Genomic DNA, 26,633 nt, shown 5'->3' with positions numbered 1-26,633 from the left:
GCGCCGTGCGCAGCGTTTCCTGCGCTTGCGTCACGCCCACCGACACCGCGATCACTTCGGTCGCGACGCCCGCTTCCCTCAACCGCACGGCTTCTTCAACGGCGATTTCGTCGAACGGGTTCATCGACATCTTCACGTTCGCGATGTCGACACCCGTCCGGTCGGATTTCACGCCGATCTTCACGTTCGCGTCGACCACGCGTTTCACTGCCACGAACACTTTCAACTGCCTGTCTCCTGTTCCATTGCGTGCGCCACGCCGTATCAGCGCGCGGTATACCCGCCGTCGATCACGAGCTCCGCGCCCGTCACGTAGCGGCCTGCCGGCGACACGAGATACAGGATGCCGGCCGCGATGTCGCGCGGGCTGCCGATCTTCGCCATCGGCACGTGCGTCTGCATGTACTCGAATGCGCGATCGGGGTCCTGCCCCATCTGGCGGAACGCGTCCTCGAGCATCGGCGTGCGGATATAGCCGGGATGCACCGAATTCGCGCGGATGTTCTTCGCCGCGTACAGCATCGCGTCGACCTTCGCCATCATCCGCACCGCGGCCTTCGACGCATGATATGCGGGCACGTCGGGGCCGCCGACGATCCCGTACATCGACGACAGGTTCACGATCGACCCGCCGCCGGCAGCGTCGATATGCGGAATCGCCGCACGCGTGCACAGGAACACGCCGTTCACGTTCACGTCCTGCACGCGCTGCCACTGCGCGAGCGTGAGCTCGTGCGTCGGCACGTTGTGCCCTTCGATGCCCGCGTTGTTCACGAGCACGTCGAGGCGCCCGAAGCGCGCGACGATCTCGCCGAACACGCGCGCGACGTCGGCCTCCTGCGTCACGTCGAGCGACCAGAACGCGGCCTGGCCGCCCTGCGCGCGGATTTCCCCGACCAGCGCTTCCGCCGGTTGCGACAGCACATCGAGAATCGCGACACTCGCGCCGGCCGCAGCCAGCGTGCGCGCCGTCTCCGCGCCGATGCCGCGCGCGCCGCCGGTGATCGCGGCCACCTTGCCGCGCAGGTCGAACAGTTCTTCGATGAGTTTCATGGTGTCTCCGTAGATTCATACGGGCCGCCCGCATGCGCGGCGGCCTTCAAGGGCATCCAGCGTTATCGCGTGTTCCGCGTCGCAAGAAAATCGAGGCATTCCCGATTGAAATAATCGGCGTGTTCCACCATCACCCAGTGGCCGCACCGGTTCATCAGCACGAAGCGCGCGTCGCGACAGTGTTCGAGGAATTTCAGCGCGCCGCCGACCGGATTGAAGCGGTCGTCCGTGCCCCAGAAACCGAGTATCGGGCAGCGCAGGTCGCCGAGCGCACCGGTCAGGTTCGGCACGCTCATCGTCGACAGCACCTCGGTCGGCTGCTCGACACACACCTTCATCCGCTCGGCGACGAGCGCGTCGGTGACGATCGCCGGATCGTGCACGAGCAGCGTCAGCAGCTCGCGCATCGTGTCGTCATTCATCTGGCGATTGGTGAACAGCTGCACCATCCGCTGGATTCCTTCCATCCGGAAATAGGTGTCGCGATCCTCGACCCCGCCCGGCGCCATCATGATCAGCCCGTCGACTTCGTCCGGGTAGTCGAGCGCGTATTTGAGCGCGATCGCGCCGCCCAGCGAATTGCCGAGCAGCACGGCCGGCCCGATCGCGAGCGCGGCCAGTTGCGCATGCAGCGCGCCGACGAAGAAATCGAGCGTATAGGCGACGTCGGACGGCTTCGACGACTGCCCGTAGCCCGGCAGGTCGACGACGATCGCGCGGTAGCCGGCCGCCGCGAACGCCGGAACGTTGTGCTTGAAGTTGCTGAAACCGCTGGCGCCCGGGCCGCTGCCGTGGATGAACACCACCGGCCGGCCCTCGCCCGCCTCGAAATGGTGCAGGCACATGCCGCCCGGTACGTCGGTGAAGATGCCGGCCGGCGGCGTCGTGAGGGTCGTCATCGCGAGTTGTCTCCTTCGTCGTTCGATGGATGCCTGCCACGATGATTGCGCCGCCGGCGCCGGCCGGCATCATCCTTTCAGACTACGAAGCCGCCCGCACTTCTTCCTATCATCGGCCCACCGAAACGGAGGCAACGATGAACGGATTCGACTACAGCGGCAAGACGGTGCTCGTGACGGGCGGCACCAAGGGCATCGGGCGGCGCATCGCCGAACGGTTTCTCGCGGCAGGTGCGCGCGTGTTCGTCTGCGGGCGCAGTGCACCCGATGCGCCACCTTCGGCCGATGGCCGCTCGGCGGCCTTCATCGCGGCCGACCTGCGCGACGTCGAGCAGGTCGATGCGATGCTCGCGGCGATCCGCGAGACGGCCGGCGGCCTCGACGTGCTCGTCAACAACGCGGGCGGCTCGCCGTTCGCGCTCGCGGCCGATGCATCGCCGCGCTTCACCGATTCGATCGTGCGGCTGAACCTGATCGCGCCGCTGCAGCTCGCGCAGCGCGTGAACGCGATCATGCAGGCTCAACCGGCAGGCGGCGTGATGCTGTTCATCGCAAGCGTCAGCGCGTCGCGACCGTCGCCCGGCACGGCCGCGTACGGCGCCGCGAAAGCGGGCCTCGTCAATGCGGTCGCGTCGCTCGCGGTCGAGTGGGCGCCGCGCGTGCGCGTGTGCGCGATCAGCCCGAGCCTCGTGCAGACCGAATCGGCCACCGAAGGCCATTACGGCGACGACGCCGCGCTCGACGCGATCCGCGCGACGATTCCAGCCGGGCGGCTCGCGACGCCCGACGACGTTGCCTCCGCCTGCCTGTTCCTCGCGTCGCCCGATGCGTCGTACACGTCGGGCACGAACCTGCGGCTCGACGGCGGCGGCGAACGGCCCGCGTTCCTGTCGGCCGCGCAGGCCGACGCGCGCTGACCCGCGCAATGCAAGCGGTGCGGGCAATTCGTTTCCAGTCCTAGGGAAGTCATCTAGTTCATTTCGACGATTCCCTGCTACCGCGATCTCCCTACTCTGCCTCTCACGACAACACACACAGTCGACCGTCGTCGATACCCCAAGAGGAGACACCATGCATCAACGGATTTCGCGCCGTACCGACAAGCGGGCGACCGCCACGCTGTCGACGCTGGCCGCCGCGCTGCTGACGTGCGCCGTTCCCGGTGCGCACGCCGGCAGCACGATCGAGCTTGGCGCCGACACGACGCTGGACTACACGTTCACGCTCAGCTATGGCCTCGGCATGCGCACCCGCGCACCGAGCGGCAATCTGCTGACGCCGGCGAACATCAACGGCGACGACGGCGACCGCAACTTCGCGAAGAACAAGCTGATCGAGAACCAGGTCAGCCTGCTCGGCGAAGTGAACCTGAAGCACGACGACTGGGGTGTGTTCGTCCGCGCGGACACGTTCTACGACCAGGCCTATCACCGCCCGAACTACAACGACGCGCCGGGCACCGTGAACCATGCTGGCCAGTACAACGACTTCACGAGCGATGCGCGCTACTGGTCGGGGGGCCACACGACGCTGCTCGCCGCGTATGCGTACAACACCTTCCACATCGGTTCGACGAGCCTGAACGTGAAGGTCGGCGACCAGGTGGTCGCATGGGGCGAAAGCCTGTTCTTCCCGAACATCGCCGGCGCGCAGGGGCCGTCTGACGCGACCAAGTCGTACATGGCCGGCGCCGAGGTGAAGGACATCCTGCTGCCGGTGCCGCAGATCTCGACGCAGTGGCAGATCACGCCGAACTTCAGCCTGCTCGGCTACTACCAGTTCTCGTACCAGCAGAACCGGCTGACCGCGCCCGGCACGTACTGGAGCTACTCCGACGTCACGGGCCCCGGTGCCCAATACATCATCGGCCCGGGCGGCATGATCATTCCGCGCGGCCCCGACGACAAGCCGAGCGCGCGCAACCAGTGGGGTATCGGCGCGCGCGTGCGCGTGCTCGGCGACACCGAGATCGGCCTGTACCACCTGCACTACAACGACATGAACCCGAGCGTCGTCACGACGTACTTCCCGACGCTCCAGTATCAGCAGACCTATTTCAGCAACATCAAGCTGACCGGCGCGAGCTTCTCGACGCAGGTCGGCCCCGTGAACGTCGCGGGCGAAGTGTCGTACCGCCAGGGCGCGGCCGTGCTCGTCAATACGCCGACGGGCCCGCAATCGACGCGCGCGAACGTGCTGCAGACCAACCTGTCCGGCATCTACTCGATCGGGCCGAGCTTCCTCGCGAACTCGCAATCGCTGATCGGCGAACTCACGTACGTGCACGCCGGCAGCATCTCGGCGCTCGACGGCTCGACCACGCTCGCGAATTCACGCAACGCGCTCGCGATGGAGATCGCGTGGACGCTCAGCTACAAGAACGTGTTCAACGGCTGGGATCTCGACGTGCCGCTGACCTACACGCACGACCTGACGGGCACGTCGCCGCTCGCCGGCGCGCTCGGCTCGCTGACGGGCCAGGGCGATCACCGCGTGACGGCCGGCGTGACGTTCACGCGCCTGAGCAACCTGCAGCTGTCGCTCGTCTACGCGAAGTTCCTCGGTTCGCCGAATCCGGTCACGCGTCCGCTGTCGGATCGCGACTACGTGCTGGCCACGGCGACCTACCACTTCTGAGCGGCTCGGCCGCTCGTCATTCAGCACTACGAGGATCGATATGAAACGCATTCATCTTCCCCTCCTGCGCGCGTCGGTGATGGCCGCGTGCGCGGTCGTCGCGACGGCGTCGTTCCCGAAGGTCACGCAGGACGACCTGAAGGCGCTCGACGGCCCGCTGACGCCGGTCGGCGCGGTGCGCGCCGCGAGCAAGGACAACGGCGTGCCCGAGTGGACCGGCAAGTGGCTCGGCACGCCGCCCGACGTGCAGTACAAGCGCGGCAGCCGCTACCCCGATCCGTTCGCGAGCGAGAAACCGATCGCGACGATCACCGCGGAGAACATGGCGCAGTACGCCGAGCACCTGACCGACGGCCAGAAGGCGATGTTCAAGCGCTATCCGGCCACGTTCAAGATCAACGTCTATCCGAGCCATCGCGACTTCCGCTTCCCGGATGCCCTCTACAAGGACATCCGCACGTACGCGCCCGAGTCGACGATGACGCCCGATGCGAACGGCCTGACGAACGCGCCGCCGACGGTGCCGTACCCGATCCCGAAGACGGCCGCCGAGCTGCTGTGGAACCAGCGCTTCTCGTCGGCGATCGGCGCCGAGCAGGCGACCTACGACCAGGCGGTCGTGTACTCGGACGGCAACATCGCGTGGGGCAAGATCCGCTACGACATCTACTCGCCGCGCAACGTCGGCAAGTACGACGTGAAGAACGACCTGAACAACCGCACGTACTACCGCAACGCGACGGAGCTGCCGCTGTCGGACCGCGGCTCGCTGATCGTCGGCTTCCAGAACTGGGACAAGGCCGGCGCCGACAACGCGTCGCGCACGTGGATGTACAACCCCGGCACGCGGCGCGTGCGCCAGGCGCCCGAGTACGGGTACGACCAGCCGTCGGGCGCGGGCGGTTTTCGCACTGTCGACGACGACCGCCTGTACAACGGCCCCGGCGACCGCTACGACTGGAAGATCGTCGGCAAGCGCGAGATCTACGTGCCGTACGACAACTACAAGGTCATGGACAGCGCGATCAAGTACGGCGAGCTGCTGACCAAGGGCCACGAGAACCCGGCGTACCTCCGCTACGAACTGCATCGCGTGTGGGTGCTGCAGGAGACACTGAAGAACGGCTATCGCCACCAGTATGCGAAGCGCGTGCTGTACATCGACGAGGACTCCTGGCAATCGCTGCTGGCCGACAACTACGATGCGCGCGGCCAGCTGTGGCGCACCAACGTCGCGACGTCGCTGTATGCGTTCGACGCGAAGACGTTCTACCCGAGCGCGGTGTTCTACCACGACCTGATTTCCGGCGCGTACTTCGCCGACCGCCTGACGAACGAAGGCCCGATGCCGAAGCTCGACAACAGCCCGCAGTTCAACGAGGCGTACTTCTCGCCGGACGCGATCCGCAGTTCGGGCAACTGATCGATCCACTGACGCGGCGCGGCCGCGACCCACGCGCCGGAGCCCCGCTCCGGCGCACGACGCCGCCCGCGACGGCGGCCTTTTCCATTCGAGATTCGAGGGCCCTTTCATGTCTTCCCGCCTGCATACGACACTCGGCGACGAACTGTACGCCGCGTGGCACGCGCGTGCGCCGGTCGCGCCGCTGTCGAACCGTCCGCGCCGGCTGTCGCTCGACGACGCCTACCGCATCCAGCAGCGCTTCATCGAGCGTCGCGTCGAACAGGGCGAAGCGGTCGTCGGCAAGAAGATCGGCGTGACGAGCCAGGCCGTGCAGGACATGCTGAACGTGCGCCAGCCCGATTTCGGCATCCTGCTGTCCGGCATGCACTACGCGGCCGGCGAGGCGATTGCCGCCGATTCGCTGATCGCGCCGCGCGCCGAAGGCGAGATCGCGTTCATCCTCGCGCACGACCTGCGCGGCCCCGGCATCGACCGCACCGACGTGATCGCCGCGACGGCCGCCGTCGCGCCCTGCTTCGAGATCGTCGATTCGCGCATCCGCGACTGGGCGATCCGCATCGAGGACACTGTCGCCGACAACGCGTCGTGCGGCGTGTACGTGCTCGGCGATGCGCGCGTCGACCCGCATACGCTCGATCTCGCCGCGTGCGAGATGACGATCGACAAGAACGGCGAGCGCGTCGCGCAAGGACGCGGCGACGCGGCGCTCGGCCACCCTGCCGACGCGGTCGCGTGGCTCGCGAACACGCTCGCCGCGTACGACGTGCCGCTGCTGACCGGCGAGATCGTGCTGTCCGGCTCGCTCGCGAAACTGATTCCGGTCACGGCCGGTGACACGCTGTCGATGCACATCTCCGGCATCGGCGGCTGCGACGTCCGCTTTATCTAAAGGAACCATCCTGATGAAGAAAATCAAATGCGCACTGATCGGGCCCGGCAACATCGGCACCGACCTGCTATACAAGCTGCGCCGCTCGACGGTGCTCGAACCGGTATGGATGGTCGGCGTCGATCCGGCATCCGACGGTCTCGCCCGTGCGCGCGAGTTCGGCCTGAAGACCACCGACAAGGGTGTCGACGGGCTGCTGCCGCACGTTGCCGCCGACGACATCCGCATCGCGTTCGACGCGACGTCGGCGTACGTGCACCGCGACAACTCCGACAAGCTCACCGCGCTCGGCGTGAAGATGATCGACCTGACGCCCGCCGCGATCGGCCCGTACTGCGTGCCGCCGGTGAACCTCGACGCGCATCTCGACAGCGCGCAGACGAACGTCAACATGGTGACCTGCGGCGGCCAGGCGACGATCCCGATGATGTACGCGGTATCGCGCGTGCAGCCGGTCGCGTACGGCGAGATCGTCGCGACCGTGTCGTCGCGCTCGGTCGGCCCCGGCACGCGCAAGAACATCGACGAGTTCACGCGCACGACGTCCGGCGCGATCGAACAGGTCGGCGGCGCACGCAAGGGCAAGGCGATCATCGTGATCAACCCGGCCGAGCCGCCGCTGATCATGCGCGACACGATCCACTGCCTGACCGACGGGCCGCCCGACGTCGACGCGATCACCGCGTCCGTGCATGCGATGGTCAAGGAAGTCCAGCGCTACGTGCCCGGCTACACGCTGAAGAACGGGCCGGTGTTCGACGGCAATCGCGTGTCGGTGTTCATGGAAGTCGAAGGGCTCGGCGACTACCTGCCGAAATACGCGGGCAACCTCGACATCATGACCGCCGCCGCGGCCGCCACCGCCGAGCGTTTCGCCGAACAGATGCTGGCCGCGACGGCCGCCACCGCTTGAGCCGAGGAGCCACACGATGTCACTTGCAGGCAAGAAGATCACCGTCCACGACATGTCGCTGCGCGACGGGATGCATCCGAAGCGCCACCAGATCACGCTCGACCAGATGCGCGACATCGCGCGCGGGCTCGACGCGGCCGGCGTGCCGCTGATCGAGGTCACGCACGGCGACGGCCTCGGCGGCGCGTCGGTCAACTACGGGTTTCCCGCGCACACCGACGAGGCGTACCTGAGCGCCGTGATTCCGGAGCTGAAGCAGGCGAAGGTCTCGGCGCTGCTGCTGCCCGGCATCGGCACCGTCGAGCACCTGCGCATGGCGCACGCACTCGGCGTCGGCACGATCCGCGTCGCGACGCACTGTACCGAAGCGGACGTATCGGAGCAGCATATCGGCCTTGCGCGCACGCTCGGGCTCGATACTGTCGGATTCCTGATGATGGCGCACATGTCGTCGCCGGAGCAGCTCGTCGTGCAGGCGAAGCTGATGGAGTCTTACGGCGCGAACTGCATCTACATCACCGACTCGGCCGGTCACATGCTGCCCGACGACGTGACCGCACGAATCGGCCAGGTGCGCGATGCGCTGAAGCAGGAGACGGAACTCGGCTTCCACGGCCACCACAATCTCGCGATGGGCGTCGCGAACTCGGTCGCGGCGGTTGCGGCCGGCGCGAACCGGATCGACGCGGCCGCGGCCGGCCTCGGCGCCGGCGCGGGCAACACGCCGATGGAAGTGTTCGTCGCGGTGTGCGACCGGATGGGGATCGAGACGGGCGTCGACGTGTTCGCGATTTCGGACGTCGCCGAGGATCTCGTCGTGCCGATCATGGACGCGCCGATCCGCCTCGACCGCGATGCGCTGACGCTCGGCTATGCGGGCGTCTACTCGTCGTTCCTGCTGTTCGCGAAGCGCGCGGAGGCGAAGTACGGGATTCCGGCACGCGACATTCTCGTCGAGCTGGGCCGGCAGCGGCTCGTCGGCGGCCAGGAGGACATGATCGAGGATGCGGCGCTGACGATGGCGCGGGCGCGGGCGGTGGCGGCCTGAGCGGACGGCATCGCACGAGTCGCGATGGCCAAACGGGGCGAAAGCCCCGTTTGGCATTTCCGCGCGCCGCCCAGTGGCCTTCGCGGCGGGCATCGGAATTGCGAGCGTTCGTGGTGCATCAGCCGGCCCCTGCTGAAACCACGCTGTCAGCAGACCGCACCTAAGCTCGATGGACCGACACTCGAGGAGCACCGCCCGTGGCTCATCCCGGAGAACTCGCCGCACTGGCCGAACGTATCGTCAAACGACGCGGCCTCACCCTCCTGACCCTCTGCATCGCCGTGCTCGTCGCGCAGGTCGACACGGCCGTCGTGAATCTGGCGACACGCGCGATCGGCGACTATTTCCACGCCGGCGTCGGTGCGTTGCAATGGGTCGTCGACAGCTACAACCTCTGTTACGCGGTGCTGCTGCTCACCGGCGGGCTGCTTGCCGATCTGCACGGCCGGCGCCGCATCTTCATCGCCGGCACCGCCATCTTCACCGTCGCATCGCTGCTGTGCGCGCTCGCGCCGTCGGTGACGGCGCTGATCGCCGCACGCGCGCTGGCCGGTGTAGGCGCGGCACTGCTGCTGCCGGCATCGCTCGCGATCGTGCGTGTCGTATGGCACGATCCGGTCGATCGCGGCCGTGCGCTCGGCATCTGGGCCGCATGCAACGGCGCGGCGATGGCGATCGGTCCGACGCTCGGCGGCGTGCTGATTCGTCATTTCGGCTGGCGCAGCATCTTCTTCGTGGTCGTGCCGCTGAGCGTCGCCGCGATGCTGCTCGCGATCCCGGCGGTGCCCGAGTCGTCCGATCCGCGTGGCCGGCATTTTGACGGCGCGGCGCAAGTCACGGGGGCGCTCGCGCTCGGCGCACTTGCGTATGCGGCGATCGTGTTCCGCGATTCGCCGGCCGCGGGCGTGCTCGCCGGCTGCGTCGCAGTTGCGTCGCTCGTCGCGTTCGTCGCGATCGAGCGCCGCCATGGAGAAGCCGCCCTCGTGCCGCTCGACATCTTGGGAATTCGAACGTTTCGTGGCGCGATCGCCGCGACCGCCGGCATGACGTTCGGGATGTACGGCGTGCTGTTCCTGCTGCCGCTGACGTGGCAAAGCATCGGCCGCCTGGACTCGACCGGCGCCGGCCTCGCGCTGCTGCCGATGGCGCTCGTGTTCGTCGTCGTATCGCCGTGGTCGGGGCCGCTGTCGGAGCGAATCGGCGCGCGCGCGACGACGGCCGGCGGCGTCGCGGTGATCGCGAGCGGACTCGCCGTGATCGGCGCGTCCGCCGGTTCACCGAGCCTGCTCGGCGCCGAAACCGGACTCGCGTTGACGGGGCTCGGGATGGGAATTGCGACGGGCCCGTTGATGACCGTCGCGGTCGGCGCAGTCGATGCCGCGCGTTCGGGTACCGCGAGCGCGCTCGTCAACGTCGCACGAATGACGGGCGCGACACTCGGGATCGCGGTGCTCGGCACGCTGTTCGCGGCCGCGCACGGCGGCGCGGCAGGATTGCGCGCGGCAATGTTTGCCGGCGCGATGGTTCAACTGACAGGCGCGGCAGTGTCGGCGACCAGCGTGCAGCAGGCTGCATGACCCACCGCTCCACCCGCTCAACGATGTTTCCCGCCGTGCTTGCGCGCCCGATGCTCGGCGCGCTTTTGCAGCAACGCCGGCATCAGTTCCTCGATATATTGCCGCGCCTGTCCGCGCGTGGCGATCTCGCTGAAACGCTGATGCGCCTTGTCCTGGCCGACCAGCGCCGCATGCGCTTTGCGCAGGATGTGCAGATACGCGATCAGGCTCGTGCCGTCGCGCACGGGCAGCGCATCGCGCGGGTCCGGGGTCGTACTCATGTTCCGATCCTTTGCGGACAATCCGTCCGGCACGTTGTCGTCACGAGCGATAGCAGGTCGTTGGCAAGGCGATCGCGATCGGTCAGCGGCGCGAAGCCGAACAGCCGCTCGAGCGTCGCGGCGACCGACGCATGGTCGTACGGCGTGTGATCGACCTGCCCGGCCGCGACCCACGGCGAAATCACGATCGCCGGCACGCGCACGCCGTACACGTCGAAGCCGAAGCCGCTCGCGTTCAGCGTCGCGGCCGCGCCGTCGTTCGGCGGCGGCGCGGCGCCCGGCTTGACCGAATCGTAGAAGCCGCCGTGCTCGTCGTAGACGATCACGAACAGGCTGCTGTTCCACACCGGTGAATTGCGGATCGCGTTGTACACGCGCGCGGCGAGCTGGTCGCCGCCGGCCAGTCCGTCCATCGGATGCTGCGAACTGCCGTTTCGATAGGTGCCGTGCACGATGTCGCCGTAGCCGGGCTCGATGAACGTGTAGCGCGCCGTGTAGCCGGCCGCGAGATCGGCTTCGAAATGCGCGAGATCGTCGATGTCGAAGAAGCTGACGCCCTTCAGCGACGCGACCTGCGGTACGTGGCCGAGCGGGTCGCCCGTCTGGTCCTGGTAGATGCGCCAGTTGCCGTCGCCGAGCGCGCCGAAGATCGAGCCCTTCGGATACGGAAAGCCGTCGAATGCATCCCATCCGGCCATCTCTTCCTTGGTCGGCGAATGGTCGAGCCCGGCCGACGACGCGCCGTGCAGGAAGAAGCGATTCGGCCAGGTCGGCCCCGGCATCGACGCATGCCACGCGTCGCACAGCACGAACGCGTTCGCGAGCGCGTGCAACGACGGCGCCTGCGTCGCGACGTCGACACCCTGCATGATCTTGCCCGCGTCGGCCGGCTGCGGCGGGGTGCCTTCCGAATGCGACGTCGCGTAATTCGACACGAAGCCGGAATTGCCGATGGGCGGATAGGCCTGCCCTTTCACGAACGGCACGCCCGCGCCGCAGAGTTGCTCGAGCACGTCGGTGAATTCGTGGCACGGATCGGTCGGCATCCGGTCCGGCGCACCGCCGCCGAACGGATAGACCGCGCCGCCGTATGCGTTGCTGTTGCCCGGCGATGCGGCGACGATGTCGCGATAGCCCGACAGCGCGAACAGGTGATCGAAGGAGCGGTTCTCGAGCATCAGCACGAACACGTGCTGGATGCGGTCCTGAACGGACGGGGATGCGGGGGCTGCGTCTGCACTCATGGCGCCTCCTGGCGTCGCGCGACGAATGTCCGGCTGGCACGGTCGCAGGCCCGCTGAAAGCCACTGAAGGGATTGAAAGCCAGGCGCGCGGGCCGCGAATTGCCGACGAGTGTACGACCGCGCCACCCCGCGCGTAAAGCGTCATACGAACGGCGTCACCGCCTGCCGGTTCAGCCGTCGGCCGATGCGGTTTTCAGCGTCACGACATCCGCGGGCTCGATACGCGCTTTCTGGTGATCGTGGGCGACAAGGATCCGGGGCTCGACACGGCGGCGATGCAGGCGACGTTCCTCGCATGGCATCCGAACGCGCAGCTCGTGGCGATACCGAATTGCGGGCATTACCCGATGCAGGAATGTCCGCAGTACTTCACGATGATCGTCGAGGATTTCCTGCGGGACGCGGCTGCCTGAGCGTTGCGCACGCGCAGTAGCCGGTAAAGGCGGGGTTGGCCGCCGCGGCGCGATGGCGCCGCCGGCGACCGACGAACGGCATGCAACGTGCCGTTCATCCGGTTCGTCCGGCCGAGTGACCGGACGGATGTCGACCGCGTGCGCGATGTGCCGCGCACCGATCGTGGCCGCTTAACGACGCGGCTGGCCGCTTCGCGGCGGACGCGGGGAGTTCGCGTCCTTGTGACGGAAGTTGATGCGGCCCTTCGTGAGGTCGTAGACCGACAGTTCCAGCGTCACGCGGTCGCCCGCGAGAATGCGGATGTGGTTCTTGCGCATGCGGCCCGACGCATACGCGCCAACCACGACGCCGTTTTCCAGCGTTACGCGGTATTTGCTGTCCGGCAGCACTTCGTCGACGATTCCGTCGAGTTCCAGCAGTTCTTCTTTTGCCAAACCAATTCCTCCAGACAAGGTGATAGACCGCGGCCGCGGCGATCTGCCCGGCGCCGTATCCCGCAACGGGACGGCCGCCGGCAGGCTGCCGGGGATCGGTTCGTTCAGACGGGCAACGGGCCCGTCTTGCGATCGGAGCCCGGCGCGTTGCGGCGTTCGGGCGGTCGGTGGCGGCGGCGGGATGAGCGCCGCGCAAGTCGGGACCGCGCCGGCTACGGCATGGCGGCGGTCTGCTCAGGTTGATGCGTTGAAGCGGTGATGCGCTCGCGAAGCGGCGAGCGCTTTACGAGGGCGTTACGTCGCACGCCGTTCAGGCATGCGAGGAGGGAGGCGTCACGACCGATGCATCGTGAATGTCGCGATGCATCGGTCGTGCGCATCGGAACGCGCTGGCGCCGCCAAAGCGGCGCATCGCGCGAAACTCCATCCGGCAGCGGCCGCCGCTGGCGACCGATGCCGATGCGGCTTACTGCGGCGTGATGTTCGACGCTTGCAGACCCTTCGGGCCGCGCTTCACTTCGAAGCTGACCTTCTGGCCTTCGGCCAGGGTCTTGAAGCCCGTGCCGCGAATTTCCGAGAAATGGGCGAACAGATCGTCGCCGCCGTTGTCCGGGGAAATGAAACCAAAGCCCTTGGTTTCGTTGAACCACTTGACGGTACCGGTATCCACAAATACTTCCTTAATACAAATAATTGAACATGCGCCCACGACGGGCACAGAAAGACTCAAAGAGGGAGAGACCAACGACTGCCGCACGGAATGCGGCCAATGATGAGCAATCGGACTTCTTGAACACTTCGACCGTAGACACTACGCTGTCGCAGCCGGTTCGTCAAGCCATTTCGATGCAGTGCAGCATGCGATCGCCTCGAGCGCCTTATGCGGCGGGCGTGACCGGCCGACGGGGCACCTATCGTTACATCCCCGTTTTCGGCCGGCCTGCCCGCTTTTTTACCGTGGCTCGAACACGTGATGCAGCACCGGCGGCTCGCCGCCGTCGCGAATCCGCATCTCGAACGCCTTGCGCGCGACGCTGGACGGCCGCACGTCGGCCACGTCCAGGTAGAACTGCGAATACCAGTCGCGCATCTGGTACAGCGGCCCATCGCCCTCGCACAGCAGCGGGTTGTCGATCCGCGTCTTGCTGTGCCAGATGTCGACGTCCTCGTAGAACGCGCGCTGCGCTTCCTTCACGTACGCGTTCGCGATCTCCATGTTCTGCTCGTCGGTCAGGCCGGCCACCTTCTTCACGATCACGCCGTAACGCAGCTCGAAGCTGTTCATGTCGATCGGCACGTGGCAGTTCAGCAGCACCGAATGGATCGGCTGCCCGTTGCTCTGCCCCGTCATCTGCGTGATGTGCACGGCCGGTCCGAAATAGGTCGACAGCGCGGTCAGGCTGTCGCCGCCGAGCTTCTCGCTGCGGCCGACCATCAATTGCGTCGCCTTGTGGTCCTCGAACAGGTTCGCGAAATAGTCGATCGGCGCATGGTGCACGGTCGCGAAATGCGCGACGTCCGAGATGTTGTCGACCAGCTCGCGGCAGTTGGCCTGGATCACCATCTTGTCGACGACCCAGTCCGACCATTCGTCGGAAAAGCACACGTCGAGGCGCGGAATCGCGACGTCGACCGGCGGCGCATTGCCTTCCGGGTCGTTCCACACGAACAGCAGGTTGTTTTCCTCGCAGGTCGACCACGCGCCGATGCGCGCCTTCGGCGGAATCCGCTTGCAGTACGGGATCGACGCGCACTGCCCTGCGCCGCTCCACGCCCAGCCGTGGAACGGGCACACGAGGTTGTCGCCTTCGACCGTGCCGAGGCTCAGGTCGGCGCCCATGTGCGGGCAGTACGCGTCGACGATGTTGACCTTGCCGGTCGAATCGGCGAACGCGGCAAGCTTGCGGCCGAAGACGTTCAGCGTGTGCGGCTTGCCGTCCTTGTAGTCGCGGGCGAGCCCGAGGCAGTGCCAGCCGCGCGCATAGCGCTGCGCGAGCGGCTGGGCTTCGATCTTGTAAGGGCGTGCGGACATGTGGGTTGACTCCTTGGTTGGAGAGCGCGCGGCGGCCGGCCGCGCGCAGGGGAAATGGGGCACGCCGTTCAGCGCATCGGGTTGCCGGGTTCGAGCGCGGGCGACGGCTTCAGCGGCGCCGGGGCCGCCGAAGCCAGCGGCCGGGTCGACACGCGGCGCTCGGCACGTTCGACGCCGAGCCACGCGGCAAGCGCGGGCAGCAGAAAGACAGCGCCGAACAGGTTCACGAGGAACATGAACGCGAGCAGCACGCCCATGTCGACCTGGAACTTCAGCGCGGAGAACGCCCACGTGCCGACGCCGATGAACATCGTGACGGCCGTGAACAGCGCCGCGGTGCCGCGCTGGCGCATCGCGTCGGCAAATGCATCGGGGAGCGTCGCGCCGTGGCGGATGTCGTGCTGCAGGCGCTCGTACAGGTAGATCCCGTAGTCGACGCCCACGCCGACGCCGAGCGTGATCACCGGCAGCGTCGCGACCTTCAGCCCGATGCCGAGGCGCGCCATCACCGCATTGCACAGGATCGACACGAGCGTGAGCGGCACGATGATGCACAGCACCGCGCGCCACGAGCGGAACGTCACCGCGCAGAGCAGCGCGATCGCCCCGAAGATCGACAGCAGCATCGCGATCTCCGCGTCGCCGACGGCCTCGTTGGTCGCGGCCATCACGCCGACGTTGCCGCCCGCGAGCCGGAACGCGACGTTCGGCACCCGGTCCTCGGCCGCGAAACGCCTGATCTCGTCGACGATGTGCGCGATGGTCGTGCCTTCGTGATTCTTCGTGTAGATCAGCACCTGGATCGCCTTGCAGTTCGCGGTGTTCATCCCGTTGTCGGGGTCGAACGCGCTGGAACCCTGCGTGAGCCCTTCGATGGAGCGCGGCAGCGCGGCCCAGCGCGGGTTGCCCTCGTTGAACGCGGCGATGAATACCTTGCCCTGCGACGACACGCTCGTCACCGACTGCACGCCGGCCACGCCGCGCATGTTCATCTCGAACTTCTCGATCGCGCTCATCACCGGGTAATGCAGGCACGCGTCGTCGAAGCCGGTCGTCTCGACGATCACCGACAGCACGTCGACGCCGATGTTGTACTGGTGCGTGATCGCCGCGTTGTCGACGTTGTAGCGCGAGTTCGTGCGCAGCTCCGGCGCGCCCGTGCCGATGTCGCCGATCTCCAGCTTGCGCGACTCGAGCGCGCCGTACGCCAGCAGCGCGAGCGCCACCGCGAACACGCCGAGCGCCGGCGCCGGCCGCGCGAACACCGCGAAGCGCGACCACATCCGGCTGCCGCCGGCCGCCGCCGTGCGCTGCGCACGCGCCAGCGTGCCGCGTTCGAGGCGCGTGTACGACAGCAGAATCGGCAGGAACACCTTGTTCGTCACGATCATCAGCAGCACGCCGAGGCACGCGGTGATGCCGAGCTCGCGCACGATGTCGATCCTGATCCGCATGATCACCATGAAGCCCAGCGCGTTGGTCAGCAGCGCGACGGTGCCCGGCACGAACAGCTTGCGGAACGCGTCGCGTGCGGCGCCGGCCGACGACGCGCCGCGCACCAGCGCCTGCTTCCACGCGTTGGTCATCTGCACGGCGTGCGACACGCCGATCGAGAAGATCAGGAACGGCACGAGGATCGACATCGGGTCGATGCCGAGCCCGAGCAGCGGCAGCGAACCGAGCAGCCAGACGACCGGCAGCAGCGCGACGACGAGCGCGAGCACGGTCGTCTTCAGCGAGCGCGTATAGGCGAACAGCAGCGCGGCCGTCACGAGGAACGCGAGCGCGAAGAACGCCATCACGCCCGCGATGCCGTTCTCGACGTCGCCGACCAGCTTCGCGAAGCCGATGATGTTCACGTCGATGCCCTGCTTCGCATACTTCGCGCGGATCTCTTCGAGCTGGCGCGCGACCGCGCTGTAGTCGAGCCGCTTGCCGGTCGCCGGATCGGTCTCGCGCAGCTCCGCGCGGATCAGCGCCGACTTCAGGTCGTTGCCGACGAGGCGGCCGATCTGCCCCGAGCGCGCGACGTTGCGGCGCACCTTAGCGAGATCGTCCGGGTTCGCGCTGGAGAACTGGCCGGGCACGACCACGTCGCCGCGGAAGCCGGCCTCGGTCACTTCCGTGTAGTGGACGTTCGGCGTGAACAGCGAGAACACGCGCGAGCGGTTCACGCCGGGGATGAAGAACACGTCGTCGGTCGCATGGCGCAGCGCATCCATGAACGTCTGGTTGTAGATGTCGCCGTCGCCCTTCCAGCGCAGGCTCACGAGGATCGTGTTCGCGCCGGGGAACGCGCCCGTATAGCGCTCGAACACCTGCATGTACGGGTGCTGCATCGGGATCATCTTGTTGAAGCCCGGATCGAGCTTCAGGCGCGTCGCGGACAGCCCGAGCGCGAGCGTCACCGCGACGCACAGCAGCATCAGCAGCTTGCGCCGGCGGATGATCGTGTCGGCGCAGCGCTCGACGAACGTCGCGAGACGCGACGCGGGAACCGCTTCAGGGGGGCGTGACAGGTCGTTCATGGATTTCTCGTGTCGGTACGGACGGGCGATGCGAAACGAACGGTTGCATGCGGAAACCGGCGGTCGCGTCGGTCGCGGCCGCCATGGGCGCGCATCAGGACGGCGACGCGGCGAGCGGCGCGACGCCGGATTCACCGCCGAGCAGCAGCGCGCCATGGCCCATGTCCAGCACGGCCGCGAGGCTCTGCACGCCGCCGAGCTTCCGTACGTCGAAGGTCAGCCCGCCGTCGCGCGACGCGACGATCGCGCCGCCCTGGCCGACCAGCACGAGTTCGCCGTCGCCGAGCTGGGTCGCGCCGAAATACGACACCGGCACGTGGCTGTCGACGTGCGTCCAGGTCGCGCCGTGATCGGTGCTGCGCACGACGTTGCCGCGCATCCCGTACGCGACCCAGTCGCCGTTCGCGAGCATCAGCGCGCCGAACAGCGAGCCGGCATACGGCGACGCGAGCTTGTCCCACGTGGCGCCGTTGTCGGTCGAGCGCAGCAGCGTGCCGCTCTCGCCCGCGATCAGCAGGTTGCCGCGGCCATCGCCGACGATCGCGTTCAGGTGGCGGTCGCCGGCCGGTGTCTTCACCGTCTGCCAGCTGATGCCGGCGTCGTCCGAGCGCAGCAGCTGGCCGAAGCTGCCGGCCGCGAACAGCGGGCCGTCGGCGGTGCCCCATACGGACAGCAGCGGATCGGAATGCGCGGGGTCCATGTGAACCTCGCGCCAGTGCACGCCCGCGTCGTCGCTGCGGACGATCCGGCCGTCGTGGCCGACCGCGATCCCGAGCGTCGGCGTGATGAAGCGCACCTGCGTGAGCGTCGACGCCTGGTCACGCGCGATCGATGCCGGACGCCAGTGCGCACCCGCGTCGTCGCTGAGCAGGATCACGCCGCGTTCGCCGACCGCGACGATGCGCGTCGTGCCGGCGCGGGCAAGCCCGTTGATCTGCAGCCGGTCCGCGTGGATCGCGGTGACCGGGAACGCCGGCAGCGGGCGCGGCGAAAACGCGAACAGCGCGGCGCCGAGCACCAGCGCCGACATCGCGAGTCCGGGCAAAGTTCGTTTCATCGCTTGTCTCCTGTGTCTGCGTTCGACGGCGGTGCGCTCGGAAGCGCCTGCCGCCGTCGACTGCAAGTCTCCGGGCCGTCGGTCGTTGCCGCGGCCTCGAATGGTCCCGACTGGATGGCCGCGTGTGCGGCGCAGCCTGTCCGCGTATCGCTACGCGCCGACTTCGAACAGCGCGGCGGCACCCATCCCGCCGCCGATGCACATCGTCACCACCGCGTGCCGCACGCCGCGCCGCGCGCCTTCGAGCAGCGCGTGCATCGTCATGCGCGTGCCCGACATCCCGAACGGGTGGCCGAGCGCGATCGCGCCGCCGTCCACGTTCAGCCGGTCGTCGGGAATGCCGAGCGTGTCGCGGCAGTACAGCGCCTGGCACGCGAACGCCTCGTTCAGCTCCCACAACCCGACGTCGGCCACCGTCATCCCGAAGCGTTGCAGCAGCTTCGGAATCGCGAACACCGGGCCGATGCCCATCTCGTCCGGCTCGCAGCCGGCCACCGCGAGGCCGCGGAATGCGCCGAGCGGCGTCAGCCCGCGGCGCACCGCCTCGCTGCGCGACATCACCACCACGGCCGCCGCGCCGTCCGACAGCTGCGACGCATTGCCGGCCGTCACGAACTCGCCCTGCTCGACGACCTTGCCGCCGCTCCACGACGGCTTCAGCCCCGCGAGCCGCTCGGCCGTCGTGTCGGCGCGCACGCCTTCGTCGCGCGCTGCGCGCAGATCCTCGTGGCCGGTCGCGTTGCCTTCCTGGTCGAACAGCGCGCGGCGCACGTCGAGCGGCGCGATTTCCGCGTCGAAGCGTCCGGCCGCCTGGGCGTCGGCCGTACGACGGTGGCTCTGCAGCGCGAAGGCGTCCTGCTCGGCGCGCGGGATCCCGTAGCGGCGCGACACGATCTCGGCCGTTTCCATCATCGCGATATACGCGGCCGGCTGGTGGTCGAGCACGGCCTGCGAGCGCGCGCGATATGCGTTCTTGTGCTTGTTCTGCGTGAGCGAGATCGACTCGACGCCGCCCGCGACGACGATCCGAGCGTCACCCGCACCGATGCTGCGCGCGGCGTTCGCGATCGACATCAGGCCCGACGAGCACATGCGGTCGATCGCCATGCCGGGAACCGACGCCGGCAGCCCGGCCGCCGCGGCCGACAGGCGGCCGAGGTTGTAGCCTTGCGTGCCCTGCTGCGCGGCGCAGCCGATCAGCACGTCGTCGACGTCGGCCGGCGCGACGCCCGCGCGTTCGAGCGCCGCGCGCACGACGTGGCCGCCCAGCGCCGGCGCCTCGGTATCGTTGAACATGCCGCGAAACGCCTTGCCGATCGGCGTGCGTGCGACGGAAACGATGACTGCGTCTTCCATGTCTCTGACTCTCTACAAGTAATAGCGGCTGATCGTGTCGGCGACGCAGCCGGGTTTCGCTTCGCCCTCGATCTCGACGGTCACGCGAATCCACGCCTGCACGCCGCCTTCGAGCGGCTCGACGCGCAGCAGCTCGCCGACGCCGCGCACGCGCGCACCGACCTTCACCGGCGCCGGGAAGCGGATCCTGTCGCAGCCGTAGTTGACGCCGAGCCGCGCGCCGTCGATGCGCACGATCTGCGGCAGGAAATGATTGACGAGCGACAGCGTCAGGTAGCCGTGCGCGATGCACGCGCCGAACGGGCCGTCCTTCGCGCGCACGGGGTCGACGTGCACCCACTGGTGATCGCCCGTCGCATCGGCGAAGCCGTCGATGCGGGGCTGGTCGATCGCGAGCCACGCGCTCGCGCCGAGCGTGTCGCCGACGGCCGCGGCGAGTTCGCCGGGATGCGCGAACACGCGGGGCGTCGCATGCACGGGGTCGAGGGTCGTGTCCATCATGCGTGCTGGCTGCTGACCGACAGCACTTCGCCCGTCATGTACGACGCGTAATCGCTTGCAAGAAACACCATCACGTTCGCGACCTCCCAGACTTCGGCGGCGCGCCCGAAGGCCTCGCGCGACGCCAGTTGATTCAGCAGGTCGGCCGGAGCCGACTTCTTCAGAAAATCGTGCATCGCGATGCTCGGTGCGACCGCGTTGATGCGCACGCCGTACGGCGACGCCTCGAGCGCCGCGCAGCGCGTGAACGCCATCACGCCCGCCTTTGCGGCCGCGTAGTGCGCCTGTTCCGCCTGCGCGCGCCAGCCGAGCACCGATGCGTTGTTGACGATCGCGCCGCGGCCGCGGGCCTGCATGTGCGGCAGCATCGCGCGCGTCATCCGGAACGTCCCGGTCAGGCTAATGTCGATCACGCGCGACCATTCGGCATCGTCCATATCGACGATGCGGGTCGCCCCGCCGAGCCCGGCGTTGTTGATCAGCACGTCGACGCCGTCGAGCGTGTCCTCGGCCGCGGCGACGAGCGCCCGCACGTCGGCCTCGACCGCGACATTGCACAGGCGGCCATGGATCCGTTGCAGCCCCGTTTCCGCGCGTAGCGTGTCGACGGCCTGTTCGAGACGCTTTTCGTGGATGTCGGAGATGAACAGCGCGCGGCAGCCCTCCTCCGCGCAACGGCGCGCGGCCGCGAAGCCGATGCCGGCGCCGGCGGCGGCCGTGATCAGCACCGATTTGCCGGCGAGCAGCTGGTGGCCCGGCACGTAGGCCGGTGCTTTCTGGATCTGGGGTTCGGTCATGCGGTGCCTCGTGGTTCCCTGGGCATGCCGAGCCCGCGCTCGGCCATGATGTTGAGCTGGATTTCGTTGGTGCCCGCGTAGATCGTGTCCGCACGGGAGAACAGGAATACGCGCTGCAGATGGGTGAGCTTGTCGTCGGCGGGATCGATCACGTTCGCGCGGGCCCCGAGCGCATCCATCGCGAGCTGGCCGAGGTCGCGGTGCCAGTTCGACCAGAAATACTTGTAGATCAGCGCCTCGCGGCGCAGCGGCGCGCTTGCGTCGGCATCGTCGGCGCCGGACAGCATCCGCAGCGCGTTGTAGCGCATCACGCGCAGCCCGGCCCATGCGCGGCCGATCCGCTGGCGCAGCACGGGGTCGCGGTCCGCGCCCGATGCACGCGCGGCGTCGATCACCCATTCGAGTTCGCGGACGAACTGCATCTGCTGGCCGAGCGTCGACATCCCGCGCTCGAAGCCGAGCAGCGTCATCGCGATCCGCCAGCCATCGCCCGGCGCGCCGACGAGGTCGCGTGCTTCGGCCCGCGCGCCGTCGAAGAACACTTCGTTGAATTCCGCGCCGCCGTTGAGTTGCCTGATCGGACGGATCTCGATGCCCGGCTGGTCGAGCGGCATCAGCAGGAACGACAGCCCCTTGTTGCCCTTCGACGCGGGATCGGTGCGCGCCAGCACGAAGATCCAGTCGGAATCGTGCGCGAGCGACGTCCACACCTTCTGGCCGACCACGCGCCACGTGCCGTCCGCGTCCTGTTCGGCGCGCGTGCGCACATTGGCCAGGTCGGAACCCGCGCCCGGCTCCGAATAGCCCTGGCACCAGAACTGCGTGCCGGCCAGAATGCCGGGCAGGAAGCGCGCGCGCTGGTCGTCGGTGCCGCACGCGACGAGCGTCGGCCCGAGCAGCCCTTCGCCGATATGGCCCATCCGGCCGGGGCCGCCCGCGCGGGCATATTCCTCGTGGAAGATTACCTGCTCGGTGACCGAGAAGCCGCGCCCACCCGCGCTCGCCGGCCAGCCGAGCCCGGTCCAGCCGCCCTTCGCCAGCACCTGCTCCCACGCCTTGCGCAGGGCCGGCCACGCTTCCTCGTCGCCAGGGCCGCCGCGATATTTCAGGCAGGCGAATTCGCCGGTCAGGTGCGACTGCACCCAGTCGGCCACTTCGTGCCGCAATTGCTGTTCGCGCGTGTCGCTGTTCATTGGAGGGCTCCTGAGCGCGCGGCCGATGGGCGGGATGCGGCGGCAACCGATGACTCGAACGCTGCATCGCGCGGCGACGCGCTGCCGTCGATCGCATGACGGGCGATCCATTCGAGCAGTTGCGGCGTACTGCCGAACTGCGCGCCCGACGCCTGTGCGCGCTTGAAATAGAGATGCGGGTCGTATTCCCACGTGAAGCCGACGCCGCCGTGCAGCTGGATCGCTTCCTGTGCGCAGAACGCATACGCGTCGTTCGCGGCGGCTTTCGCGGCCGCGATGTCGGCGCGCAACGCGGCGCCCGGCGTCGCGCCGGCTTCGGCGTCCCATGCATGCGCGGCGCCGAGCACGGCCGAGCGCGCCGCTTCGATCAGCACCATCATCTGCGCGCAGCGGTGCTTGACGGCCTGGAACGATGCGATCACGCGGCCGAACTGCACGCGCTGGCTCGTGTAGTCGAGCGTCAGGTCGAGGCACTGCTGCGCGCCGCCGAGCTGTTCGGCGGCCAGCGCGAGTGCCGCGAACCAGCCTGCGCGTTCGAGCGCCCGTGCAGCAGCGGCGCCGCTGGCGAACAGCCCCTCGCGGCTCACGCGCGTGTCGTCGAACACCACGCGCGCGATCGGCCGCGTCGCGTCGAGCGTGTCGAGCGGCGTGACGGCCAGGCCCGACGCCGATGCAACGTCGATCGCGAACAGCCCGATCGATTGCCCTTCGTTCGCGATCCGCGCGGGCATCACCAGCAGGTCGGCGCGTGCGCCGTCGATCGCCTGTTCGACCGTGCCGGACAGCGCATAGCCGCCCGCCGCTTCTGCCGCGACGACCGGCAGCTTCCACGCGCCGACCGGCAGGTCGAACGGCAGCGCCAGCGTCGCGCTGCACGCGCCTTCGGCGATCTTCGCGAGCCAGCCGTTGGCCAGCGGCGTGTCGCAGCCGGCCAGCGCGGTCGCCGCGAGGCATGCGGTCGCGAAATACGGCACGCACGCGACGCGCCGGCCGAGCTGCTCCATCAGCACCGTCTGCTCGACCGCGCCGAGCCCGAGCCCGCCGGCCGCTTCCGGCAACGCGAGCGCGTTCCAGCCGAGCTCGCCCGCGAGCGTCGCCCACAGCCCGTCGTCGCGGCCGGCCGACTGTTCGAGCGCGCGGCGCACGTCGGCCGACGCACTGCGTTCGGCGAGCACGTCGGCCGCCGCGTCGCGGATCATCGCCTGTTCGTCGGTGAACGCCAGATCCATCGGTCAGCTCCCGTACACGCGTTGCGCGGGCCGCGCATCGGCCAGCAGTTGCGCGACCGCCGGGCCGATCTCGGCTGCCGCCCAGCGCGCGCCGCGATCGACGCTCGGGCCCGTGCGCCAGCCTTCGGCGACCGCGATCATCCCGCCCGCGACCTCGAACACCTGGCCCGTCACGTCGGCCGACAGCGTGCTGCCGAGCCATACGACCAGCGGCGCGACATTGGCCGGATCGAAATAGTCGAAGCCGCCGTCCTCGGGCTTCTTCATCATGTCGGCGAACACGCCTTCCGTCATCGACGTGCGCGCGGCCGGCGCAAGCGCATTCACGCGCACGCCGTAGCGCTGCAGCTCGGCCGCCTGCATCAGCGTGAGCGCGGCGATTCCGGCCTTCGCCGCGCCGTAGTTCGACTGGCCGATCGAGCCTTGCAGCCCGGCGCCCGAACTCGTGTTGACGATCCGTGCGTCGACCGCGCGGCCGGCCTTCGCCGCGTCGCGCCACACGCGCGCCAGCACGCTCGACAGGCAGAAGTGGCCGCGCAGGTGCACGCGCATCACGTCGTCCCAGTCGGCTTCGGTCATGCTCGTGAACATCCTGTCGCGGCAAATGCCCGCGTTGTTGACGAGCACATGGACGTCGCCGAATGCGTCGCGCGCCACGTCGACGATCCGCTGCGCGGTGTCGGTCTGCGTGATGTCGTCGGCATTCGCGAGCGCGCGGCCGCCACGCCGGGCGATTTCGTCGCACACGGCCTGCGCGGCGTCGTGCCGGATGTCGTTGACGACGACCGACGCGCCTTCGGCCGCGAACGCCAGCGCGTATTCGCGCCCGAGCCCGCCGCCCGCGCCGGTGATGATGACCGTGCGTCCGTTACAGATTCCCATGCTTGTGCCTCGTGGATCGTGAAGGTGGCGCGCTCACAGGCGCTCGATGATCGTGACGTTCGCGAGGCCGCCGCCTTCGCACATCGTCTGCAGCCCGTAGCGGCCGCCGGTGCGCTCCAGCTCGTGCAGCAGCGTCGTCATCAGCCGCGCGCCGGTCGCGCCGAGCGGATGGCCGAGCGCGATCGCACCGCCGTTCGGGTTGGTCTTCTCGTGCGGGAAACGCGTGTCGGCGAGCCACGCCTGCGCGACCGAAGCGAACGCCTCGTTCAGCTCGACGACGTCGATCTGCGCCAGATCGAGCCCGCTCTTCTTCAACGCGGCCTTCGTTGCCGGAATCGGCGCGGTGAGCATCCACAGCGGATCGTCGCCGAGCACGCTCAGGTGATGGATACGCGCACGCGGCGTGAGGCCGTAGCGCTTCAGCGCCTCTTCCGACACGATCAGCAGCGCGGCCGCCGCATCGCAGGTCTGGCTCGCGACGGCCGCCGTCAGCGAGCCGCCCGGCGTCAGCGGCGCGAGCGTCGCCATCTTCTCCAGCGACGTATCGGGGCGCGGCGTCTCGTCGTGCGTCACGCCTTCGAACGGCACGATCTCCCGCCTGAAATGGCCGGCCTCGATCGCCGCGACCGCACGGCGGTGGCTTTCCAGCGCATAACGCTCCATCGCGCCGCGCGACAGGTTCCAGTGATCGGCGATCCGCTGCGCGGCGACGAACTGCGACACCGGTGCATCGCCGAAACGCGCGCGCCAGCCGGTGCTGCCCGAGAACGGATCGGTGAAGCCGAGCGGCGCCGCGCTGGTCATCGCGGACGAGATCGGGATCTGCGTCATCGTCTGCACGCCGCCCGCGACGACCACATCCTGCACGCCGCTCATCACGGCCTGCGCGGCGAAGTGCACGGCCTGCTGCGACGACCCGCACTGGCGGTCGACCGTCACGCCCGGTACCTGCAGCGGCAGCCCGGCTGCCAGCCAGCAGGTGCGCGCGATGTTGCCCGCGAGCGGGCCGATCGTGTCGACGCAGCCGAACACCACGTCGTCGTATGCGTCGGCGGGAATTGCGTTGCGTTCGACGAGCGTCTTCAACACGAAGCCGCCGAGGTCCGCTGCATGGACGTGCGCGAGCCCGCCCTTGCGGCGGCCGGTCGGCGTGCGCAGCGCGTCGACGATATAAGCCTGTTTCATGCGTTCGATTCCTCGAGGTCGAAGGTCTGCGCGGGGCCGATCGGCAATGCGTCGCCGAGGATCGCGTCGGCCACGCGGGCCTTGTGGAAGGCGGCGTCGCCCCAGCTGCCCGAGAGCGCCCAGATCCGCTTCATGAAGATCTGCAGGTCGAGCTCCCACGTGTAGCCGATCGCACCGTGCACCTGCATCGAGTGGCGCGCGGCCAGTTGCGCGGCCGACATCGCCGCGAGCTTCGCGTGCGACACGAACACCGCGCGCTGCGGATGATCGTCGGCGATCGCCTGTGCGGCGCGCGCCACCACCGGCCGCGCGAACTCGTAGCGGATCGCGACGTCGGCGAGCAGGTGCTTGAGCGCCTGGTACGAGCCGATTGCCTTGCCGAACTGCTTGCGCTGCGCGCTGTAGTCGAGCGCGACGTCGAGCACGCGCTGCGTGAGGCCGAGCAGCTGTGCGGCGACCGCGAACGCGCCGCGGTCGAGCGCGCGATTCAGCAGCGGCGCTGCGTCGTCCGCACGCGCGACGCGGGTAGCCGCCGACGGCTCCCAGTCGAGCGTGAACAGGCGCCGCGACGGGTCGACGCTGTCGACCGCACGCCACGCGCACTGCGCGGGATCGACGCGGTGCAGCTCGCCGCGGTGTTCGCACAGGAGCGTCTGCGCGACGTGCACGTCGGCCGCATACGGATTCACCGGATGCACGAGCGCGACACGCGCGCGCCCTTCGGCGATGTCGCGCAGCAGCGCGTCGCGCCAGTCGCTCGCGGGCAGCCGCGCCAGCACGCCGGCCGACACGAGCGCCGTGTCGAGCAGCGGCTCGGGGCTGCCGAAATAGCCGTAGGCCTGCGCGAGTAGCGCCCATTCCACTTCGGTCAGGCCGAGGCCGCCCTGCGGCTCGGGCACCGACACGGCGGTCAGCCCCTGCGACGCGAACAGCGCCCACAGGTCGTCCGAGCGCCCGGTCGGCGTCGCCCAGAGCTCGCGGATCAGCTCGGGCGTCATCTCGGTCATCAGCAGGCGCTTCACGCTGTCCGCGAGTGCTTCCTGGTCTTCATCGAATACGAAATCCATACGATGTCCGTT

26 protein-coding genes are annotated in these 26,633 nt (G+C 68.5%); 8 read left to right on the top strand and 18 right to left on the bottom strand.

The annotated features are described in order from the left end of the window. The 3 genes from DIE03_RS02865 to DIE03_RS02855 form a co-directional block, all read right to left on the bottom strand. On the bottom strand, positions 1-226 hold a 226-nt coding region (locus tag DIE03_RS02865; RefSeq protein ID WP_409364404.1), incomplete at its 3' end, for an electron transfer flavoprotein subunit beta/FixA family protein. Positions 227-264: 38 nt separating this feature from the next. Further along, positions 265-1,053: an SDR family NAD(P)-dependent oxidoreductase gene (locus DIE03_RS02860; RefSeq protein ID WP_124447245.1), complete on the bottom strand. Its 789-nt coding sequence runs from the start codon at positions 1,051-1,053 to the stop codon at positions 265-267. Between the two features lie 62 nt (positions 1,054-1,115). Next, positions 1,116-1,952: an alpha/beta fold hydrolase gene (locus DIE03_RS02855; protein WP_124447243.1), complete on the bottom strand. Its 837-nt coding sequence runs from the start codon at positions 1,950-1,952 to the stop codon at positions 1,116-1,118. Between the two features lie 137 nt (positions 1,953-2,089). Here DIE03_RS02855 and DIE03_RS02850 point away from each other — a divergent pair, with 137 nt between their 5' ends. From DIE03_RS02850 to DIE03_RS02820, 7 genes are all read left to right on the top strand, one after another. Continuing rightward, entirely contained in the window at positions 2,090-2,869 is a 780-nt protein-coding gene (locus DIE03_RS02850; RefSeq protein WP_124447241.1) for an SDR family oxidoreductase, read from the top strand. A gap of 154 nt (positions 2,870-3,023) precedes the next feature. Next, the gene (locus DIE03_RS02845) at positions 3,024-4,589 is read left to right on the top strand and encodes a DUF1302 domain-containing protein (protein WP_124447239.1); all 1,566 of its coding nucleotides are present in this window, start codon (positions 3,024-3,026) and stop codon (positions 4,587-4,589) included. A gap of 40 nt (positions 4,590-4,629) precedes the next feature. Then, positions 4,630-6,012 (top strand): DUF1329 domain-containing protein, encoded by a 1,383-nt coding sequence (locus DIE03_RS02840; RefSeq protein WP_124447237.1) that lies wholly within the window; start codon positions 4,630-4,632, stop codon positions 6,010-6,012. A gap of 109 nt (positions 6,013-6,121) precedes the next feature. Continuing rightward, entirely contained in the window at positions 6,122-6,904 is a 783-nt protein-coding gene (dmpE, locus tag DIE03_RS02835) for a 2-oxopent-4-enoate hydratase (protein ID WP_124447235.1), read from the top strand. A 13-nt stretch (positions 6,905-6,917) separates the two neighbouring features. Next, positions 6,918-7,817, top strand: coding sequence for an acetaldehyde dehydrogenase (acetylating) (locus DIE03_RS02830; protein WP_124447233.1), 900 nt, complete (start codon positions 6,918-6,920; stop codon positions 7,815-7,817). 16 nt (positions 7,818-7,833) lie between these two features. Further along, complete coding sequence (dmpG, locus tag DIE03_RS02825) at positions 7,834-8,865, top strand: 4-hydroxy-2-oxovalerate aldolase (protein WP_124447231.1); 1,032 nt, start codon at positions 7,834-7,836, stop codon at positions 8,863-8,865. Between the two features lie 197 nt (positions 8,866-9,062). Next, positions 9,063-10,442: an MFS transporter gene (locus tag DIE03_RS02820; RefSeq protein WP_124447229.1), complete on the top strand. Its 1,380-nt coding sequence runs from the start codon at positions 9,063-9,065 to the stop codon at positions 10,440-10,442. A gap of 17 nt (positions 10,443-10,459) precedes the next feature. Here the strand turns inward: DIE03_RS02820 and DIE03_RS02815 are convergent, their stop codons facing one another. Continuing rightward, on the bottom strand, positions 10,460-10,702 hold the full coding sequence (locus DIE03_RS02815; protein WP_124447227.1) for a hypothetical protein: 243 nt from the start codon (positions 10,700-10,702) through the stop codon (positions 10,460-10,462). Continuing rightward, a complete protein-coding gene (locus DIE03_RS02810) occupies positions 10,699-11,946 on the bottom strand; it encodes an alkaline phosphatase family protein (protein WP_124447225.1) in 1,248 nt (415 codons plus the stop codon). The genes DIE03_RS02815 and DIE03_RS02810 overlap by 4 nt, the downstream gene beginning before the upstream one ends. A gap of 233 nt (positions 11,947-12,179) precedes the next feature. Here DIE03_RS02810 and DIE03_RS02805 point away from each other — a divergent pair, with 233 nt between their 5' ends. Further along, positions 12,180-12,359, top strand: a complete 180-nt coding sequence (locus DIE03_RS02805; RefSeq protein WP_260434783.1) for an alpha/beta fold hydrolase — start codon at positions 12,180-12,182, stop codon at positions 12,357-12,359. A gap of 171 nt (positions 12,360-12,530) precedes the next feature. On the opposite strand, the gene infA is transcribed toward DIE03_RS02805, so the two are convergent. From infA to DIE03_RS02740, 13 genes are all read right to left on the bottom strand, one after another. Then, positions 12,531-12,794, bottom strand: a complete 264-nt coding sequence (gene infA / locus DIE03_RS02800) for a translation initiation factor IF-1 (RefSeq protein WP_006483034.1) — start codon at positions 12,792-12,794, stop codon at positions 12,531-12,533. Positions 12,795-13,260: 466 nt separating this feature from the next. Continuing rightward, positions 13,261-13,464: a cold-shock protein gene (locus DIE03_RS02795; protein WP_006483056.1), complete on the bottom strand. Its 204-nt coding sequence runs from the start codon at positions 13,462-13,464 to the stop codon at positions 13,261-13,263. A 282-nt stretch (positions 13,465-13,746) separates the two neighbouring features. Continuing rightward, positions 13,747-14,826, bottom strand: a complete 1,080-nt coding sequence (locus tag DIE03_RS02790) for a Rieske 2Fe-2S domain-containing protein (RefSeq protein ID WP_124447223.1) — start codon at positions 14,824-14,826, stop codon at positions 13,747-13,749. Positions 14,827-14,894: 68 nt separating this feature from the next. Next, positions 14,895-17,354: an RND family transporter gene (locus DIE03_RS02785; RefSeq protein WP_124447221.1), complete on the bottom strand. Its 2,460-nt coding sequence runs from the start codon at positions 17,352-17,354 to the stop codon at positions 14,895-14,897. Between the two features lie 94 nt (positions 17,355-17,448). After that, the gene (locus tag DIE03_RS02780; RefSeq protein ID WP_124447219.1) at positions 17,449-18,411 is read right to left on the bottom strand and encodes a YCF48-related protein; all 963 of its coding nucleotides are present in this window, start codon (positions 18,409-18,411) and stop codon (positions 17,449-17,451) included. Positions 18,412-18,561: 150 nt separating this feature from the next. Next, a complete protein-coding gene (locus DIE03_RS02775) occupies positions 18,562-19,767 on the bottom strand; it encodes an acetyl-CoA C-acyltransferase (RefSeq protein ID WP_124447217.1) in 1,206 nt (401 codons plus the stop codon). 12 nt (positions 19,768-19,779) lie between these two features. Continuing rightward, complete coding sequence (locus tag DIE03_RS02770) at positions 19,780-20,265, bottom strand: MaoC family dehydratase (protein ID WP_124447297.1); 486 nt, start codon at positions 20,263-20,265, stop codon at positions 19,780-19,782. Then, positions 20,265-21,065 carry an SDR family oxidoreductase gene (locus tag DIE03_RS02765; protein WP_124447215.1) on the bottom strand — a complete coding sequence of 267 codons (801 nt, stop codon included), beginning with the start codon at positions 21,063-21,065 and terminating at the stop codon, positions 20,265-20,267. Before DIE03_RS02765 ends, DIE03_RS02770 begins: the two co-directional genes overlap by 1 nt. Beyond that, the gene (locus tag DIE03_RS02760; RefSeq protein ID WP_124447213.1) at positions 21,062-22,258 is read right to left on the bottom strand and encodes an acyl-CoA dehydrogenase family protein; all 1,197 of its coding nucleotides are present in this window, start codon (positions 22,256-22,258) and stop codon (positions 21,062-21,064) included. The genes DIE03_RS02765 and DIE03_RS02760 overlap by 4 nt, the downstream gene beginning before the upstream one ends. Then, the gene (locus tag DIE03_RS02755) at positions 22,255-23,487 is read right to left on the bottom strand and encodes an acyl-CoA dehydrogenase family protein (RefSeq protein WP_124447211.1); all 1,233 of its coding nucleotides are present in this window, start codon (positions 23,485-23,487) and stop codon (positions 22,255-22,257) included. Before DIE03_RS02755 ends, DIE03_RS02760 begins: the two co-directional genes overlap by 4 nt. Before the next feature lie 3 nt (positions 23,488-23,490). Next, a complete protein-coding gene (locus DIE03_RS02750; protein WP_124447209.1) occupies positions 23,491-24,369 on the bottom strand; it encodes an SDR family oxidoreductase in 879 nt (292 codons plus the stop codon). Between the two features lie 33 nt (positions 24,370-24,402). Then, positions 24,403-25,554, bottom strand: coding sequence for an acetyl-CoA C-acetyltransferase (locus DIE03_RS02745; RefSeq protein ID WP_124447207.1), 1,152 nt, complete (start codon positions 25,552-25,554; stop codon positions 24,403-24,405). Beyond that, positions 25,551-26,621 (bottom strand): acyl-CoA dehydrogenase family protein, encoded by a 1,071-nt coding sequence (locus DIE03_RS02740; RefSeq protein WP_124447205.1) that lies wholly within the window; start codon positions 26,619-26,621, stop codon positions 25,551-25,553. Before DIE03_RS02740 ends, DIE03_RS02745 begins: the two co-directional genes overlap by 4 nt. Positions 26,622-26,633 lie beyond the last annotated feature (12 nt).

The sequence above is a fragment of the Burkholderia sp. Bp8992 genome (assembly GCF_003853705.1).
Lineage (GTDB): Bacteria > Pseudomonadota > Gammaproteobacteria > Burkholderiales > Burkholderiaceae > Burkholderia.
This window is presented reverse-complemented; position numbering and strand designations above follow the sequence as displayed.